The following is a 14,464-nucleotide window of genomic DNA, read 5'->3' on the forward strand; positions in this document are numbered from 1 at the left end:
GGTGAAAGAAAGAAAGAAAAAATCAGACGGGCCGCAGCGTACCGGGCACGACCTTCGCGTCCCAGTCGCGCATCAGCTGTTGCACTTCGGGGTCGCCATGGATGGCCTCTTCCGCCGCGCGCTGGCGCGCATCGGCCGCCTGCTTGTTGCGGCGCGCCGGGCTGTCGCTCACGCCGCCGATCTCGATGGCGATTCTCACCCCATGGCCGAGCGCGGCAAGCGCGACCTGCAATTTCTCCCGGCTCGCGGGTTGATTGAGCGTCTCGCGCTCGACGCGCAGCAGCCACTGGTCGACATCGCGCGCGACCAGCTGCGACTGCAGCGCCAGCTCGCGCGCCAGCGCGGTGATGGCCTCGGCAACCACCAGCTGCGTCACCGTCGCGTACCAGAAGTCGCCGTCCTCGCTGGGCGGAATGGGCGATGAGACCACGCTGTCGGCGCCCCGTGGCTGCTCGCGCGCATCCGAGGCCGGCTGCACGCGCACCGGCATGGCGAGCACGCGCGCGGGCGGCTCTTCCATCGGGATGTCATCGAAGTAGGCCGGCGGCCCGTCGGCCGACGGCGGCGATTCGCGCACCGGCAGGCGATGGCCCGGCGGGGTGGACGGCACCGGCCGGGCGGGCGCGGCGACGACGGCCGCAGGCGGCGCCACAGGAGCGGGAGCGACCCTGGGCGCCGGCGCCGGCTCGCTCATCTCACGCACGGCCAATGGACGGGCCGGGGCCGCGGCCGGGGCAGGAAGGGGGGCCGAAACGGGTGGCGGCGGGGCCGCCGACCCTTCATTCAGAGTTTTTTTTTCCGGGGAGGCCGAAGCCACAGCCGCCGATGCGTTCGCGGGCTTGAAGGCCAGCAGCCGCAACAGCACCATGGTCAGCGCCGCGTACTCGTCGGGCGCCAGGCCCAGTTCGGCGCGGCCGTGCAGGCAGAGGCTGTAGAGCAGCTGGGTCTCGTCGGCCGGCATGGTGGCGGCCAGGCGCGCGGTCTCGGCCGCATCGGGATCGGTGTCGCCGGAAGCCGCCGCCGCGCGCGCGGGCACCGCCTGCAGCACCGCCATGCCCTGCAGCACGGTCGTCATCTCTTCCAGCGTCGACGCGGCGGACAGGCCGTCGCGGCGCAGGACCTCGGAGGTTTCGACCACGGTCTTGCCGTCGCCCTGGGCCAGCGCATCGATCAGCCGGAACACATGGCCGCGGTCGACGCTGCCCAGCATCTGGCGCACGCTGGCTTCCTGCAGCTGGCCGTTGCCGAAGGCGATGGCCTGGTCGGTCAGCGACAGCGCATCGCGCATCGAGCCGCGCGCGGCGCGCGCCAGCAGGCGCAGCGCCTGCGGCTCGGCCTCGACCGACTCCGCGGCCAGCACCTGCGTGAGGTGGTCCAGCACGGTCTCGGGCGCCATCGGCCGCAGGTTGAACTGCAGACAGCGCGACAGCACCGTGACCGGCACCTTCTGCGGATCGGTGGTGGCCAGCACGAACTTGAGGTATTCGGGCGGCTCTTCCAGCGTCTTGAGCATCGCGTTGAACGCGGTGTTGGTGAGCATGTGCACTTCGTCGATCATGAAGACCTTGAAGCGCCCCTGGACCGGCTTGTAGACCGCCTGCTCGAGCAGCGACTGCACCTCGTCCACGCCGCGGTTCGAGGCCGCGTCGAGTTCGGTGTAGTCGACGAAGCGGCCCGCATCGATATCGCGGCAGGCCTGGCAGACGCCGCAGGGCGTGGCCGTGATGCCGCCCTGCCCGTCCGGGCCCTGGCAGTTGAGCGACTTGGCCAGCACGCGCGAGACCGTGGTCTTGCCGACACCCCGGGTGCCGGTGAACAGGTAGGCGTGGTGCAGCCGCTGAGTGGTCAGCGCGTTCGACAGGGCCTGGACCACATGCTCCTGGCCGACCATTTCTTCGAAATTACGGGGCCGGTATTTGCGGGCGAGCACGAGATAGGACATTGCAGGCATTCTAAAAGGCGCGACGCCCCCTTCCCGCCGAATGCCTTGAATGCGGCGAACCGAGCGGTCCGGACAAGGGCATGTCCCCGCAGGGATATGGAGATGCGGGGCGGGGCGTGTACTCCGGGGCGGCTACAATGGGCGCTGACGGGCCTCCCCGCATGGTGAAGCGGCCAACCGGGTCAGATGGGGAACCAAGCAGCCCTAACTGCGTAGTCAGTGCCGGGGGTAAGGCTCGTCAACCTCACATCCAAAAGCCTTGAGTTGTGGACAACTCGAGCGCCACCCCGAAGCGCGGCGCACCGCGCCCCGAAAGCTCTCCCTCCCCAGTGTCGATGCCGGACATGGCCAGCCCCCGCGGGCTCGCGCCATCGCTGGGCCCGAACTCGCCTCGACGACATCCTTCGCCTGATCCCGCCAGACAGAAACGGCCCTCCGCTTGCAGCCGAACGGGGCTGGGTGCGGCCCCACATCCATCATTCCGACGCGGCCGTCAACCCCCAAGTTGTTCTCTTCTTCTGTGGATAAAGCTGTGAGTTCTGCCGGGGCAAGGGGGGCCAAATCGAGGCGCCATAAGGCCTGCCGCCACATTGCCCAAAGAAAGGGCACCGACCGGATCGGGGCAATCGAAGCGCAAAAATCAGCGGCTTCGACCGGAGCCAGGACGTGGTCCTGCGCGCCTCAACTGGACAGCGATGCACCGGCGCGGAAGCAGGCGCCCGCCTCACGGACCCGCAACTTGGCCGCCAGCGTCTCCGCCAGCGCCAGCGTTTCGTGCTCCATGGCGGCAATGCGGTAGGCGCCGAGCTGCCGCCCTTCGTAGCTCAGGACGGCCACCGAGAAATGGTGGCTCAGGGCGGTGGCTGCGTCGTGCAGGCACTCGGCGATGGACCAGAGGCCCTCGCGCAGGTGGCGATCGTCGGCTGAGCCGATGCTGACGCCATAGTTGAAATACCTGTCGCGGATTTTGCGAATATCGACTTGCGGATGCATGCTTGAGAAACTTTTTGTGACCGAAGATTTTCGGGAGTCACACTTCACATGCATGTAATCCGGAAGTATTCACCTCTTGTAGGACGATTCCTGCATGCGCTGCAACACCCCTCGGGCCGCAGCCGCGCCGCTGGCCATCGATGCGGTGAGCAGGTAGCCACCGGTCGGCGCCTCCCAGTCCAGCATCTCGCCCGCGCAGAACACGCCGGGCAGCGCGCGTGCCATCAGCTGTTCGTCCAGCGCGTCGAAGCGCACGCCGCCCGCGCTGCTGATGGCCTCGGCCACGGGCCGGGCCGCCGCCAGCCGGATCGGCAATGCCTTGATCGAACGCGAGAGGGCCTCGCCGGCCTGCACGCCGTCGCGCCCCAGCACCTCGTACAGCACGCCGGCCTTGACGCCGTCGAGGCCGAGGCGGCTCTTGAGATGGCTGCTCAACGAACGCGAGCCGCGCGGATGCATCACGGCCGCATGCACCTGCTCGGCGCTGCGGTCGGGCAGCAGGTCCAGCAGCATCGTCGCGCTGCCGCGCACCGCGATCTCGTCGCGCAGCAGGCCGGAGGCCGCATAGACCAGGCTGCCCTCGACGCCGGTCGCGGTCGCCACGAACTCGCCCTTGCGCGCGAAGTGGCGGCCCTGGCCGTCGGTGAAGGCGATGGCCACAGACTTGAAGGGCTGGCCCGCGAAGCGCGTGCTGAAGTGTTCGCTCCATCCCACGTCGAAGCCGCAGTTGGCCGGCTGCAAGGCCTCCACCGCCACGCCGTGCGCCTGCAGCCACGGCACCCAGGCGCCATCGGACCCCAGCCGGGGCCAGCTCGCGCCGCCCAGGGCCAGCACCACGGCCGACGCTTCGGCCTGCACCTCGCCCGCCGGTGTCGCGAAGCGCAGCGCGGTCGGCGACAAGGCTGCGTCCGAAGCACCGAGCCAGCGGTGCCGCATATGGAACTGCACGCCCGCGGCGCGCAGCCGGTGCAGCCAGGCGCGCAACAGCGGCGCGGCCTTCATGTCGGCCGGGAACACGCGGCCCGAGGTGCCGACGAAGGTCTCGATGCCCAGGCCCTGGGCCCAGGCACGCAGGGCCTCGGGGCCGAAGCTTTGCAGCAGCGGCTCGATCTGCGCGCGGCGCTCGCCGAAGCGGGTCACGAAGGTCGCGAGGTCTTCGGAATGCGTGAGGTTCAGGCCGCCGCGGCCCGCCAGCAGGAACTTGCGTCCCACCGAGGGCATGGCGTCATAGAGATGGACCTGGCGTCCGGCCGCGCTCAGGACTTCGGCGGCCATCAGGCCCGCGGGGCCGCCGCCGATCACGGCGACGGTGTTTTCAATGCTCATTCGGGGTTCCAAGTTCAGAGGAAAGAAGGGCTTTGGCTATCGAGCCCATAGCGGGTGCGCACACCACGCCGACACTTGGTTTCTGCCACAATGACCAGCACTTTAGCCGCACCGAAACCACTCGCGTCACAAGGAAAAATCATGGCAAGCGATCTCATCAAACACATCTCCGACTCTTCCTTCGAAGCCGACGTGCTCAAGTCCGGCAAGCCCGTTCTGGTGGACTACTGGGCCGAGTGGTGCGGCCCCTGCAAGATGATCGCGCCGATTCTCGACGAAGTCTCCAGCACCTACGAAGGCAAGCTGCAGATTGCCAAGATGAACGTCGACGAGAACCGCGACATCCCCGCCAAGTTCGGCATCCGCGGCATCCCCACGCTGATGCTGTTCAAGGACGGCCAGCTGGCAGCCACCAAGGTCGGCGCCATGAGCAAGGCCCAACTGACCGCCTTCATCGATCAGCAACTCGCCTGAGTCGCTTCGAATCGGCGGCCGTCGCGCAATGCGGCGGCCGTCTTGTTTTTCCTGTCATAATCTCCTGCAGATCACCGGCCCGCCCGGTTTGAGTTCCCCGGTTCGTGAGGCAGTTCTCGCCTCTCCTGAAACCTCCCCCCGTTTTCCGTTCGATACCGCCCCGCGAGGGGTCGCTCCATGCACTTAAACGAACTCAAGGCACTCCACGTGTCTGAAGTCCTCAAGCAGGCCGAAGCCCTTGAGATCGAAAACGTCGGCCGCATGCGCAAGCAGGAGCTGATGTTCGCGATCATCAAGAAGCGCGCGAAGGCCGGCGAACAGGTCTTCGCCGATGGCGTTCTCGAAATCCTGCCCGACGGCTTCGGTTTCCTGCGCAGCCCCGACACCAGCTTCACCGCCAGCACCGACGACATCTACATCTCGCCGAGCCAGGTCCGACGCTTCAACCTGCACACCGGCGACATGGTCGAGGGCGAAGTGCGCACGCCCAAGGACGGCGAGCGCTACTTCGCGCTGACCAAGCTGGACAAGGTCAACGACGGCCCGCCCGAGCAGAACAAGCACAAGGTGATGTTCGAGAACCTGACGCCGCTGTTCCCCAAGGAACAGATGAAGCTCGAGCGCGACGGCATCAAGAGCGAAGAGAACATCACCGGCCGCGTGATCGACATCATCGCCCCCATCGGCAAGGGCCAGCGCGCCCTGCTGGTGGCACCGCCCAAGAGCGGCAAGACGGTGATGATGCAGCACATTGCGCATGCGATCAGCGCCAACTACCCCGACGTCCACATGATGGTGCTGCTCGTCGACGAGCGCCCTGAAGAAGTGACCGAAATGCAGCGCACCGTGAAGGGCGAGGTCATTGCCTCGACCTTCGACGAGCCTGCCGCGCGCCACGTGCACGTCGCCGAGATGGTGATCGAGCGCGCCAAGCGCCTGGTCGAACTCAAGAAGGACGTGGTGATCCTGCTGGACTCGATCACCCGCCTGGCCCGCGCCTACAACAACGTCGTGCCTTCCTCGGGCAAGGTGCTGACCGGTGGCGTCGACTCCAACGCGCTGCAGCGCCCCAAGCGCTTCCTCGGCGCCGCGCGCAACGTGGAAGAAGGCGGCTCGCTGACCATCATCGGCACCGCGCTGATCGACACCGGCAGCCGCATGGACGAAGTGATCTTCGAAGAGTTCAAGGGCACCGGCAACTCCGAAATCCACCTCGACCGCCGCCTCTACGAGAAGCGCGTGTTCCCCTCGATCCAGCTCAACCGCAGCGGCACGCGCCGCGAAGAGCTGCTGCTCGCACCCGAGATCCTGCAGAAGACCCGCATCCTGCGCCAGTTGATGTACAACATGGACGAGATCGAGTCGATGGAGCTGATGCTCAAGAACATGAAGGCGACGAAGACCAATGTCGAGTTCTTCGACATGATGCGCAGAGGCGGCTGAGCCCCCTCGCGATCGTCGCCTGAAGCGCGTCGTCCCTCACGGGCCGACGCGCTTTTTCTATGGCGAGAGTGCTCGGCCTTCGCGGGCGCTGCGAGTGCCGAGGTCGAGCAGTTCCATGAGCGCCACGGCCTGCTCGGGCGGCACCGGATTCGGTCCGACGCCCAGGATCGCATCGCGCACCGCGGCGTAGTAGGCGACGTAGTTGCCGCGGTGGTTGGGCACGCTGCTGTCGCGCACCCAGTTCTCCACCGCCACCACCTTCAGATCGCCCAGCAGCGGGTCGACGCCCCAGTCGTCACCGCCCGGCCGTGCGCCGGCGCGCAGCGCATCCTCCTGCGGATCGACGCCCTGTTTCACATAGCTGCCGCGCGTGCCGTGCACCAGATAACGCGGCGCCGCATGGGCGGCCAGCGTCGTGGCATGCAGCACCACGCGCAGCGGGGCGTGCGGCCCGGTCTCGTAGCGCAGCACGGCGTGGAAATAGTCCTCGACCTGCGCGCCGTCGCGCAGCGCCGCGGTGTCGAGTTGCAGCGTGTCGGGCCGGCCGAAGAGCTGCACCGCCTGGTCCAGCAGGTGCGCGCCCAGGTCGACCCACAGCCCCGCGCCCGGCACCGCCTGCTCGCGCCAGCGCTCGCGCACCTGCGGCCGGAAGCGGTCGAAGTGCGATTCGAAGTACACCGGCCGGCCCAGCTGGCCGCTCGCCAGCAGCGCGCGCAGCGTCAGGAAGTCGGCGTCGAAGCGGCGGTTCTGGTAGACCGAGAGCAGGCGCCCCTGCTGCGCGGCCAGCGCCGCCAGCTCGCGCGCCTGGGCCGCGTCGAGGGTGAAGGGCTTGTCGACGACCACGTGCCGGCCGGCCTCGAGCGCCGCCTGGGCCAGCGGATGGTGCTGCGCGTTGGGCGCGGCGATCACCACCAGGTCGATGTCGGGACGGGCCAGCAGCGCGGCGCTGTCGGGCTCGACCGCCACGCCGGGCCAGTCGGCGCGCACCTTGTCGGGCTGCGAGCTGGCCACCGCCGCCAGTTCGAGGCCGGGCACGGCCGACAGCACCGGCGCATGGAAGGTCTGGCCGGCGAAACCGTAGCCGATCAGGCCGACGCGCAAGGGAGAGGAAGACATGGCAGGGGTTCTGGAGCTCGGGACGGGCCAGTATGCGATAATCACGGGCTTCGCGAAAAGTGCAGCCGGGCGCAGGGCCCGGAACCGACGCCCCGCCGACCTTCTTTCACAGGTGGCGGACCCAGGCGGCTTGTGGCTCTCGCATCGACCCCAAAGGAAACACCATGGCAAAAGAAGGCATTCACCCGAACTACCGCGAAGTCCTGTTCCAGGACATGTCGAACGGCTTCAAGTTCGTGACCCGTTCGTGCGCGAACACCAAGGAAATGGGCAAGACCGACGACGGCCGCGAACTGCCCCTGTTCAAGCTCGACACCACCAGCGAATCGCACCCCTTCTACACCGGCACCCAAAAGTCGGTGGACAACATGGGCGGCCGCGTGGAGAAGTTCCGCAACCGTTTCGGCAAGACCACCGGCACCGCTTCCAAGTAAGCTCGCCGCATCCAGGTCGAGGGCAGCCCGGTTTACCGCGCTGCCCTTTTTCTTTACAACAGCACCGCCACCGCCACTTCCGTTGAGCCAACCCACGCCCGCCATCGTTGCCCAGAGCGCCGTGCGCCGTCTGCCGCGCATGGCGTTGCTGCTGCTGTGCGCCGCCTACCTGCTGCCGGGCCTGATCGGCCGCGGTCCCTGGAAAAGCGCCGACGTGACCGCCTACGGCTACATGGCCGAACTGGCGCACAGCACCGAAGGCTGGATGCGCTGGCTCGATCCGCTGCTGCTGGGCCTGCGGCCCGAGACACCGGCGCTGTTCCCCTACTGGCTCGGTGCCCTGGCCATCAAGATCGCGCCGGCCTGGGTCCACCCCGACCTGGCGGTGCGCATCGTCTTCGCGGCGCTGCTGTGGTGCACCTTCTCGGCCACCTGGTACGCGGCCTACTACCTGGCGCGCACGCCGAATGCCCAGCCGGTGGCCTTCGCCTTCGGCGGCGAGGCCCATCCCACCGACTACGCCCGCGCCATCGCGGACGGCGCCCTGCTGGCGCTGATCGCCTGCCTGGGCCTGGCCCAGCTGGGCCACGAGACCACGCCCGCGCTGGCGCAACTGTTCTTCGTCGCGAACCTGTTCTACGGCGTGGCCGCCATGCCCTACCACCGCACCGGCGCGACCGTCGCGCTGGGCGTCGGCGCGCTCGGACTGGCATTGAGCGGCGCGCCGACGGTCGGCCTGGCGCTGGGCGCCGGTGCGGTGGCGCTGGTCCTGATCGACCGGCACCGCCAGGCCCGCGCGGAGGTCGACGACGCCCCCGCCTACGCCCCGACCGCCGCGCTCACGATCGCGGGGGTGGCGCTGCTCGCCGCCGGCCTGGTCATCGCGCTGGGCCTGTGGCACTGGCAGATCGTGCTGCCGGGCCAGCATGCGGGCAAGACCCTGATCGCCGACCTCCGCAGCCAGGCCAAGCTGCTGCTGTGGTTCACCTGGCCGGCCTGGCCGCTGGCCCTCTGGACGCTCTGGCGCTGGCGCCGCCAGCTCACGGCACGCCATGTGGCGCTGCCGCTGTGGTTCGCGCTGGTACCGCTGGCCGCGACCTGGACCACCGATTTCTCCGAACGCTCGCTGCTGCTCGCTCTGCCCGCGCTGGCGACGCTGGCGGCCTTCGCGCTGCCCACCTTCCGCCGCAGCGCCGCGGCGCTGATCGACTGGTTCACCCTGCTCTTCTTCAGCGGTGTGGCCTTCATCATCTGGGCCTACTGGATCGCCATGCTGACAGGCACGCCGCCCAAGATGGCGGCCAGCGTCATGCGCCAGATTCCGGGCTTCGTGCCGCAGTTCTCCTGGCTCACCCTGCTGTTCGCGCTGGCGGCCACGGCGGCCTGGTGCTGGCTCGTGCGCTGGCGCACCGGGCGCCACCAGGCGGCCCTCTGGAAGACGCTGGTGCTGCCGGGCGGCGGCGCGGCCCTGTGCTGGCTGCTGGGCACCACGCTGTGGCTGCCGGCGCTCGACCATGCCTGGAGCTACGCACCGCAGGTGCGCACGATCTCCGAACGCGTCGGCTCGGCCCCCTGCGTGGCCACACTGTCGCTGAGCCGGCCGCACATCGCGGCCCTGCGCTACCACGGCCACTTCGACCTGCGTCCGCTGGACACCGCGGGCCACGGCACCGACGCCTGCCCCTGGCTGCTGGTGAGCCCGGAAGCGGTCGGCCGCGGCAACGCCGTCGACTTCAAGCAATGGCGCCTGTCCGGCACGGTGCGGCGCCCGACCAGCGCCAACGACGACATCCTGCTGTTCCAGCGCATCACGCCGTGACGAGCGAGCGGCAACGCATCGCGCGGCTGGCCGGCACCGTGCTGGCCGGCCAGTTCGCGGCCATGGCCTTCGGCGTCACCGACACCATCGTGGCCGGCCGCTATGCGCAGGAAGCGCTGGCCTCCCTGTCGGTCGGCGCCGCCATCTATGCCAGCGTGTTCGTGTCCCTGATGGGCGTGCTGCAGGCGCTGCTGCCGGTGTGGGCCGAACTGCACGGCGCGCGGCGCTCGGCCGACGTCGGCCGCTCGGTGCGGCAGTCGCTCTACCTCTGCGGCATCGCCATGGTGCTGGGCATGACCGTGCTGCTGATGCCGGGCGCGCTGCTGCGCTGGACCGAGGTGCCCGATGCCATGCGCGGCGCCGTCGAGGCCTACCTGGCGGTGCTGGCCTTCGCGCTGCCGCCGGCGCTGCTGTTCCGGCTCTTCGGCACGCTGAACCAGGGCCTGGGCAAGCCGAAGCTGGTCACCTGGGTGCAGCTGGGCTCGCTGCTGTTCAAGGTGCCGCTGTCGATCTGGTTCACCTTCGGCGGCGCGGGCCTGCCCGCGATGGGCCTGGTGGGCTGTGCCTGGGCGACGCTGGTCGTGACCTGGGCCGAGGTGGTGCTGGCCGTCTGGCTGCTGCGCACCCAGCCCTTCTACCGCAGCTACGGGCTCTGGGCCCGCATGGAGAAGCCCGACTGGGCGCAGCTGCGGCGCTTTGCGCAACTGGGCGTGCCGGGCGGCCTGTCGGTGCTGGTCGAGGTCACCTCCTTCACGCTGATGGCGCTGTTCATCGCGCGGCTGGGCACGGCCGCCTCGGCCGCGCACCAGATCGCCTCGAACCTCACGGCCGCCGCCTACATGGTGCCGCTGTCGCTCGGCATCGCGACCAGCGCGCGCGTGAGCTACTGGCTGGGCGCCGGCGACGCGACGCTGGCGCGGCGCGCCTGTGCCCGCGGCTTCGAGCTGATGCTGCTGTGCGCCCTGGTCGTCGCCACGCTGATGGCGCTGCTGCGCTGGCAGCTGGCCGGCATCTATTCCGACGACACCGCGGTGATCGCGGTGGCCGCCGGCCTGCTGCTCGCGACGGCCGTCTACCACCTGGCCGATGCGGTGCAGACGCTGTGCGTGTTCGTGCTGCGCTGCTACCGCGTGACGGTCATGCCGCTGCTGCTCTACTGCGCGCTGCTGTGGGTGGTGGGGCTGGGCGGCAGCTACCTGCTGGCCTACCGCGGACTCGGGCCCTGGGAGGCCATGCAGTCACCGCTGGCCTTCTGGCTGATGAGCGCCGCGGCGCTGGCGCTGACCGCGCTGCTCTTCGTGGCGCTGCTCTGGCACACCCTCAGGCGGACACGGCTGGCACACCCGCCGCTGGACGCGCCGGCCGCAAGCGCGTGACCGGGAACAGGATCGCGAAACGCGAGCCCTTCCCCACCGTGCTCTCGATGCGCAGCTCGGCGCCGTGGCGCTGCGCGATGTGCTTGACGATCGCCAACCCCAGGCCGGTGCCGCCGGTCTCGCGCGAACGGCTGCGGTCGACCCGGTAGAAGCGCTCGGTCAGCCGCGGCAGGTGTTCCTTGGCGATGCCCGGCCCGCTGTCGCGCACCGCGTACTCGGCCCGGCCGTCGGGCAGCAGGCGCCAGCTCACCGCGACCTCGCCGCCACCCGGTGTGTAGCGCACCGCATTGCTCAGTAGGTTCGACATCGCGCTCTGCAGTTCGGTCGGCACGCCCGCAATCTCCAGGTCGCCCTCGACCGTGAAGGACAGCCGATGCCCGGCCTGCGGCGCGAGCCGGCTCGACAGGCCGCGGCCCTCGTCCTCGCATTGCGCCATCAGCGCGCGCACGCGTGTCCACTGCATCAGCGTGGGGGCCGCGCTGCCCTCCAGGCGCGACAGCGTGAGCAGGTCGTTGACCAGCGTTTCCATGCGGTGCGACTGCTGCGCCATCAGCGCGAGATAGCGCGCGCGCTCCTCGGCATCGAGCGGCAGGTTCTGCAGCGTCTCGACGAAGCCGGCCAGCACGGTCAGCGGCGTGCGGATCTCGTGCGAGACGTTGGCCACGAAATCGCGCCGCATCGCCTCGGCCTGTTCGAGCGCGGTGATGTCGCGCGTCAGCAGCATGCGGCGGTTGCCGGCATAGGGATGCACCTGCACCGACAGGCGCAGCGCATGGCCGCTCTGGCCGCGCGCATGGGTGGCGTCGATCACCACGTCGCGGCTGTAGTTCCAGGAGGCCAGGTAGGCGACGAAGCCCGGGTCGCGCACCAGGTTGGCCAGGTGCTGCAGGACATCGCGCTCGGCGTCGATGCCGAACTGCGCGGCCGCCGTCTGGTTGCACCACTCGATGCGGCCCTGCTCGTCGAGCAGCACCACGCCGTTGGGCGAGGCCTGGATCGCGGCCAGGAATTCCTGCAGCCGGTCCTCGGCCTGGCGGGTCTGCTGCTCGCGTTCGCGCAGCAGCTTGCGGATGCGTTCGGCGAGCTCACCCCAGACACCGGCACCGCGCGCCGGCAGGCCCACACCGCCCTGGCGCAGCACGCCCAGCAGGCGGCCGGCGCGCCAGGCGTCGAGCGCCAGCCACAACAGGGCGCCGATCCAGGCGCCCCAGCCGACGAAGCGCCAGCCGAAGAACCATTGGGCGAGCCCCGCCACGACGGCGGAGGCCATCAGGAAGGTGGCAATGCGAAAAGGCATGGCGCGCGATTATCCGCCGCGGCCGCGAAGCGAGAGACGCCTCACACCGTGGCTTGGGCGGTCAGGCGGTAGCCGGCACCGCGCACGGTCTCGACCATCGGCGCGGCGGCGCCCAGCGACTCGCGCAGGCGCTTGACGTGCACGTCGACCGTGCGTTCCTCGATGTAGACATGGTCGCCCCACACCTTGTCGAGCAACTGCGCGCGGCTGTGCACGCGCTCGGCATGCTGCATCAGGTAGCCCAGCAGCTTGAACTCGGTCGGGCCGACCTTCAGCGGCGCGCCCTGCCAGGTCACGCGGTGGGTGGCGGTGTCGAGCGCCAGTTCGCCGATCTCGACGCGTTCCGCCACGGCTTCGGGCGCGCGCCGGCGCAGCACGGCCCGGATGCGCGCCAGCATCTCCTGCGTGGAGAAGGGCTTGGTGATGTAGTCGTCGGCACCGGCGTCGAGGCCGGCCACCTTGTCGGGTTCGTCGCCACGCGCCGTGAGCATCAGGATCGGGATGGCCTTGGTGCGCGGGTCCTTGCGCCATTGGCGCGCGAGCTGCAGGCCGCTCTGGCCAGGCAGCATCCAGTCGAGCAGGATCAGGTCGGGCAGGAAGGCGTCGATCTCGCGCTGTGCCGACACGCCGTCTTCCGACCAGATCGGCTCGAAGCCGTTGTGGCGCAGGTTGACGGCGATCAGCTCGGCGATCGACGACTCGTCTTCGACGATCAGGACGCGGGGTTTCTTCATTCGCAGATTGTCTTACTGAAGCGCTGCTTCGATGTCGTTCATCGAGGTGTGCCGCACGTCGGCACCCTTGACGATGTAGATGATGAACTCGGCGATGTTCTTGGCATGGTCGCCGATGCGCTCGATGGCCTTGGCCAGGAACAGCAGGTCCAGGCTGGCCGAAATGGTACGCGGGTCTTCCATCATGTAGGTGACCAGCTTGCGCACGAAGCCGTCGAATTCCTTGTCGATCAGGTCGTCGTCCTTGAGGATCGACAGCGCCGCGGCGGTGTCGAGCCGGGCGAACGCGTCCAACGCCTTGCGCAGCAGGCCCGAGGCCATGTCGGCGGCGATGCGCAGGTCGGTCGAGGGCAGCGCGCGCGCCGATCCGCTTTCGATGATCGACTTGACCATCCGCGCGATCTTGTTGGCCTCGTCGCCCACGCGCTCGAGGTTGGCGGTGGTCTTGGAGATGGCGATCAGCAGGCGCAGGTCGCGCGCGGTCGGCTGGCGGCGCGCGATGATCGACGACAGCTCGCGGTCGATCTCGATCTCCATCGCGTTCACGCGGTGCTCGGTCTCCATCACGCGGTCGGCCGCTTCGGGGTCGAACTGCGCCAGCGCATAGACCGCCTGGTGGATCTGCGACTCGACCATGCCGCCGAGCTCCATCACGCGCGAGGAGACGCCGTTGAGTTCGCTGTCGAACTGGCTGGAAAGGTGTTTCTCGGTCATCGCTTTCTCCTTAGCCGAAACGGCCGGTGATGTAGTCTTCCGTCTCTTTGCGCTGCGGCTTGAAGAACATCTGTTCCGTCGCGCCGAACTCGATCAGGTCGCCCAGGTACATGTAGGCGGTGTAGTCGCTGCAGCGGGCGGCCTGCTGCATGTTGTGGGTCACGATCACCACGGTGTATTCGCTCTTCAGTTCGGCGATCAGTTCCTCGATCTTGGCGGTCGAGATCGGATCGAGGGCCGAGCACGGCTCGTCGAGCAGCAGCACTTCCGGCTTGATGGCGATGCCGCGCGCGATGCACAGGCGCTGCTGCTGGCCGCCCGAGAGACCCGAGCCGCTCTGCTGCAGCTTGTCGCGCACTTCGGTCCAGAGCGCGGCCTTCTTCAGCGCCCATTCGACGCGGTCGTCCATGTCGCTGGCGCTCAGGTTCTCGAACAGCTTCACGCCGAAGGCGATGTTGTCATAGATCGACATCGGGAACGGCGTCGGCTTCTGGAAGACCATGCCGACCTTGGCACGGATCAGCGCCACGTCCTGCTTGGAGGTCAGCAGGTTCTCGCCGTCCAGGGCGATGGTGCCTTCGGCGCGTTGCTCGGGGTACAGCTCGAACATGCGGTTGAAGGTGCGCAGCAGCGTCGACTTGCCGCAGCCCGAGGGGCCGATGAAGGCCGTGACCTTGTTCTCGGGGATCTCGAGGTTGATGCCCTTGAGGGCGTGGAACTTGCCGTAGTAGAAGTTCAGGTCCTTGACCGAGAGCTTGGAGCGCACGGGTTGCGAAAGAGTAGCGGACATGGGGGC

At 68.7% G+C, this 14,464-nt stretch carries 13 protein-coding genes and 1 other RNA gene; 6 read left to right on the forward strand and 8 right to left on the reverse strand.

The window, feature by feature from the left end:
- Window positions 1-22: 22 nt before the first annotated feature.
- On the reverse strand, window positions 23-1,942 hold the full coding sequence (gene dnaX / locus A9977_RS04645; RefSeq protein ID WP_183023720.1) for a DNA polymerase III subunit gamma/tau: 1,920 nt from the start codon (window positions 1,940-1,942) through the stop codon (window positions 23-25).
- A gap of 146 nt (window positions 1,943-2,088) precedes the next feature.
- On the opposite strand from dnaX, the gene ffs reads away from it, so the two are divergent.
- An RNA gene (gene ffs, locus A9977_RS04650) (signal recognition particle sRNA small type) lies at window positions 2,089-2,185 on the forward strand.
- Window positions 2,186-2,623: 438 nt separating this feature from the next.
- On the opposite strand, the gene A9977_RS04655 is transcribed toward ffs, so the two are convergent.
- Both A9977_RS04655 and A9977_RS04660 read right to left on the reverse strand, forming a co-directional pair.
- Complete coding sequence (locus tag A9977_RS04655) at window positions 2,624-2,935, reverse strand: hypothetical protein (RefSeq protein WP_183023721.1); 312 nt, start codon at window positions 2,933-2,935, stop codon at window positions 2,624-2,626.
- Between the two features lie 69 nt (window positions 2,936-3,004).
- Window positions 3,005-4,261: a TIGR03862 family flavoprotein gene (locus A9977_RS04660; protein ID WP_183023722.1), complete on the reverse strand. Its 1,257-nt coding sequence runs from the start codon at window positions 4,259-4,261 to the stop codon at window positions 3,005-3,007.
- Window positions 4,262-4,402: 141 nt separating this feature from the next.
- On the opposite strand from A9977_RS04660, the gene trxA reads away from it, so the two are divergent.
- Both trxA and rho read left to right on the forward strand, forming a co-directional pair.
- Window positions 4,403-4,735 carry a thioredoxin TrxA gene (gene trxA, locus A9977_RS04665; protein WP_183023723.1) on the forward strand — a complete coding sequence of 111 codons (333 nt, stop codon included), beginning with the start codon at window positions 4,403-4,405 and terminating at the stop codon, window positions 4,733-4,735.
- 177 nt (window positions 4,736-4,912) lie between these two features.
- Window positions 4,913-6,178, forward strand: coding sequence for a transcription termination factor Rho (rho, locus tag A9977_RS04670; RefSeq protein ID WP_183023724.1), 1,266 nt, complete (start codon window positions 4,913-4,915; stop codon window positions 6,176-6,178).
- 57 nt (window positions 6,179-6,235) lie between these two features.
- On the opposite strand, the gene A9977_RS04675 is transcribed toward rho, so the two are convergent.
- Entirely contained in the window at window positions 6,236-7,294 is a 1,059-nt protein-coding gene (locus A9977_RS04675; RefSeq protein WP_183023725.1) for an oxidoreductase, read from the reverse strand.
- Window positions 7,295-7,458: 164 nt separating this feature from the next.
- On the opposite strand from A9977_RS04675, the gene A9977_RS04680 reads away from it, so the two are divergent.
- The 3 genes from A9977_RS04680 (at window position 7,459) to A9977_RS04690 (ending at window position 10,923) form a co-directional block, all read left to right on the forward strand.
- Window positions 7,459-7,728 (forward strand): type B 50S ribosomal protein L31, encoded by a 270-nt coding sequence (locus tag A9977_RS04680; protein ID WP_183023726.1) that lies wholly within the window; start codon window positions 7,459-7,461, stop codon window positions 7,726-7,728.
- 82 nt (window positions 7,729-7,810) lie between these two features.
- Complete coding sequence (locus A9977_RS04685) at window positions 7,811-9,547, forward strand: hypothetical protein (protein WP_183023727.1); 1,737 nt, start codon at window positions 7,811-7,813, stop codon at window positions 9,545-9,547.
- The gene (locus A9977_RS04690) at window positions 9,544-10,923 is read left to right on the forward strand and encodes an MATE family efflux transporter (RefSeq protein ID WP_183023728.1); all 1,380 of its coding nucleotides are present in this window, start codon (window positions 9,544-9,546) and stop codon (window positions 10,921-10,923) included. The genes A9977_RS04685 and A9977_RS04690 overlap by 4 nt, the downstream gene beginning before the upstream one ends.
- On the opposite strand, the gene phoR is transcribed toward A9977_RS04690, so the two are convergent.
- The 4 genes from phoR to pstB are packed head-to-tail and all read right to left on the reverse strand — an operon-like array spanning window position 10,868 to window position 14,458.
- Window positions 10,868-12,220 carry a phosphate regulon sensor histidine kinase PhoR gene (phoR, locus tag A9977_RS04695; protein ID WP_183023729.1) on the reverse strand — a complete coding sequence of 451 codons (1,353 nt, stop codon included), beginning with the start codon at window positions 12,218-12,220 and terminating at the stop codon, window positions 10,868-10,870. The two genes, A9977_RS04690 and phoR, sit on opposite strands and share 56 nt — an antisense overlap.
- 41 nt (window positions 12,221-12,261) lie before the next feature.
- Window positions 12,262-12,954, reverse strand: coding sequence for a phosphate regulon transcriptional regulator PhoB (gene phoB, locus A9977_RS04700; protein ID WP_183023730.1), 693 nt, complete (start codon window positions 12,952-12,954; stop codon window positions 12,262-12,264).
- Window positions 12,955-12,966: 12 nt separating this feature from the next.
- Window positions 12,967-13,668 carry a phosphate signaling complex protein PhoU gene (phoU, locus tag A9977_RS04705; protein ID WP_183023731.1) on the reverse strand — a complete coding sequence of 234 codons (702 nt, stop codon included), beginning with the start codon at window positions 13,666-13,668 and terminating at the stop codon, window positions 12,967-12,969.
- 10 nt (window positions 13,669-13,678) lie between these two features.
- Window positions 13,679-14,458, reverse strand: a complete 780-nt coding sequence (gene pstB, locus A9977_RS04710) for a phosphate ABC transporter ATP-binding protein PstB (protein WP_183023732.1) — start codon at window positions 14,456-14,458, stop codon at window positions 13,679-13,681.
- Between the last annotated feature and the right edge of the window lie 6 nt (window positions 14,459-14,464).

This window comes from Variovorax sp. UMC13, from assembly GCF_014170375.1.
Taxonomy (GTDB): Bacteria; Pseudomonadota; Gammaproteobacteria; order Burkholderiales; family Burkholderiaceae_C; genus Variovorax.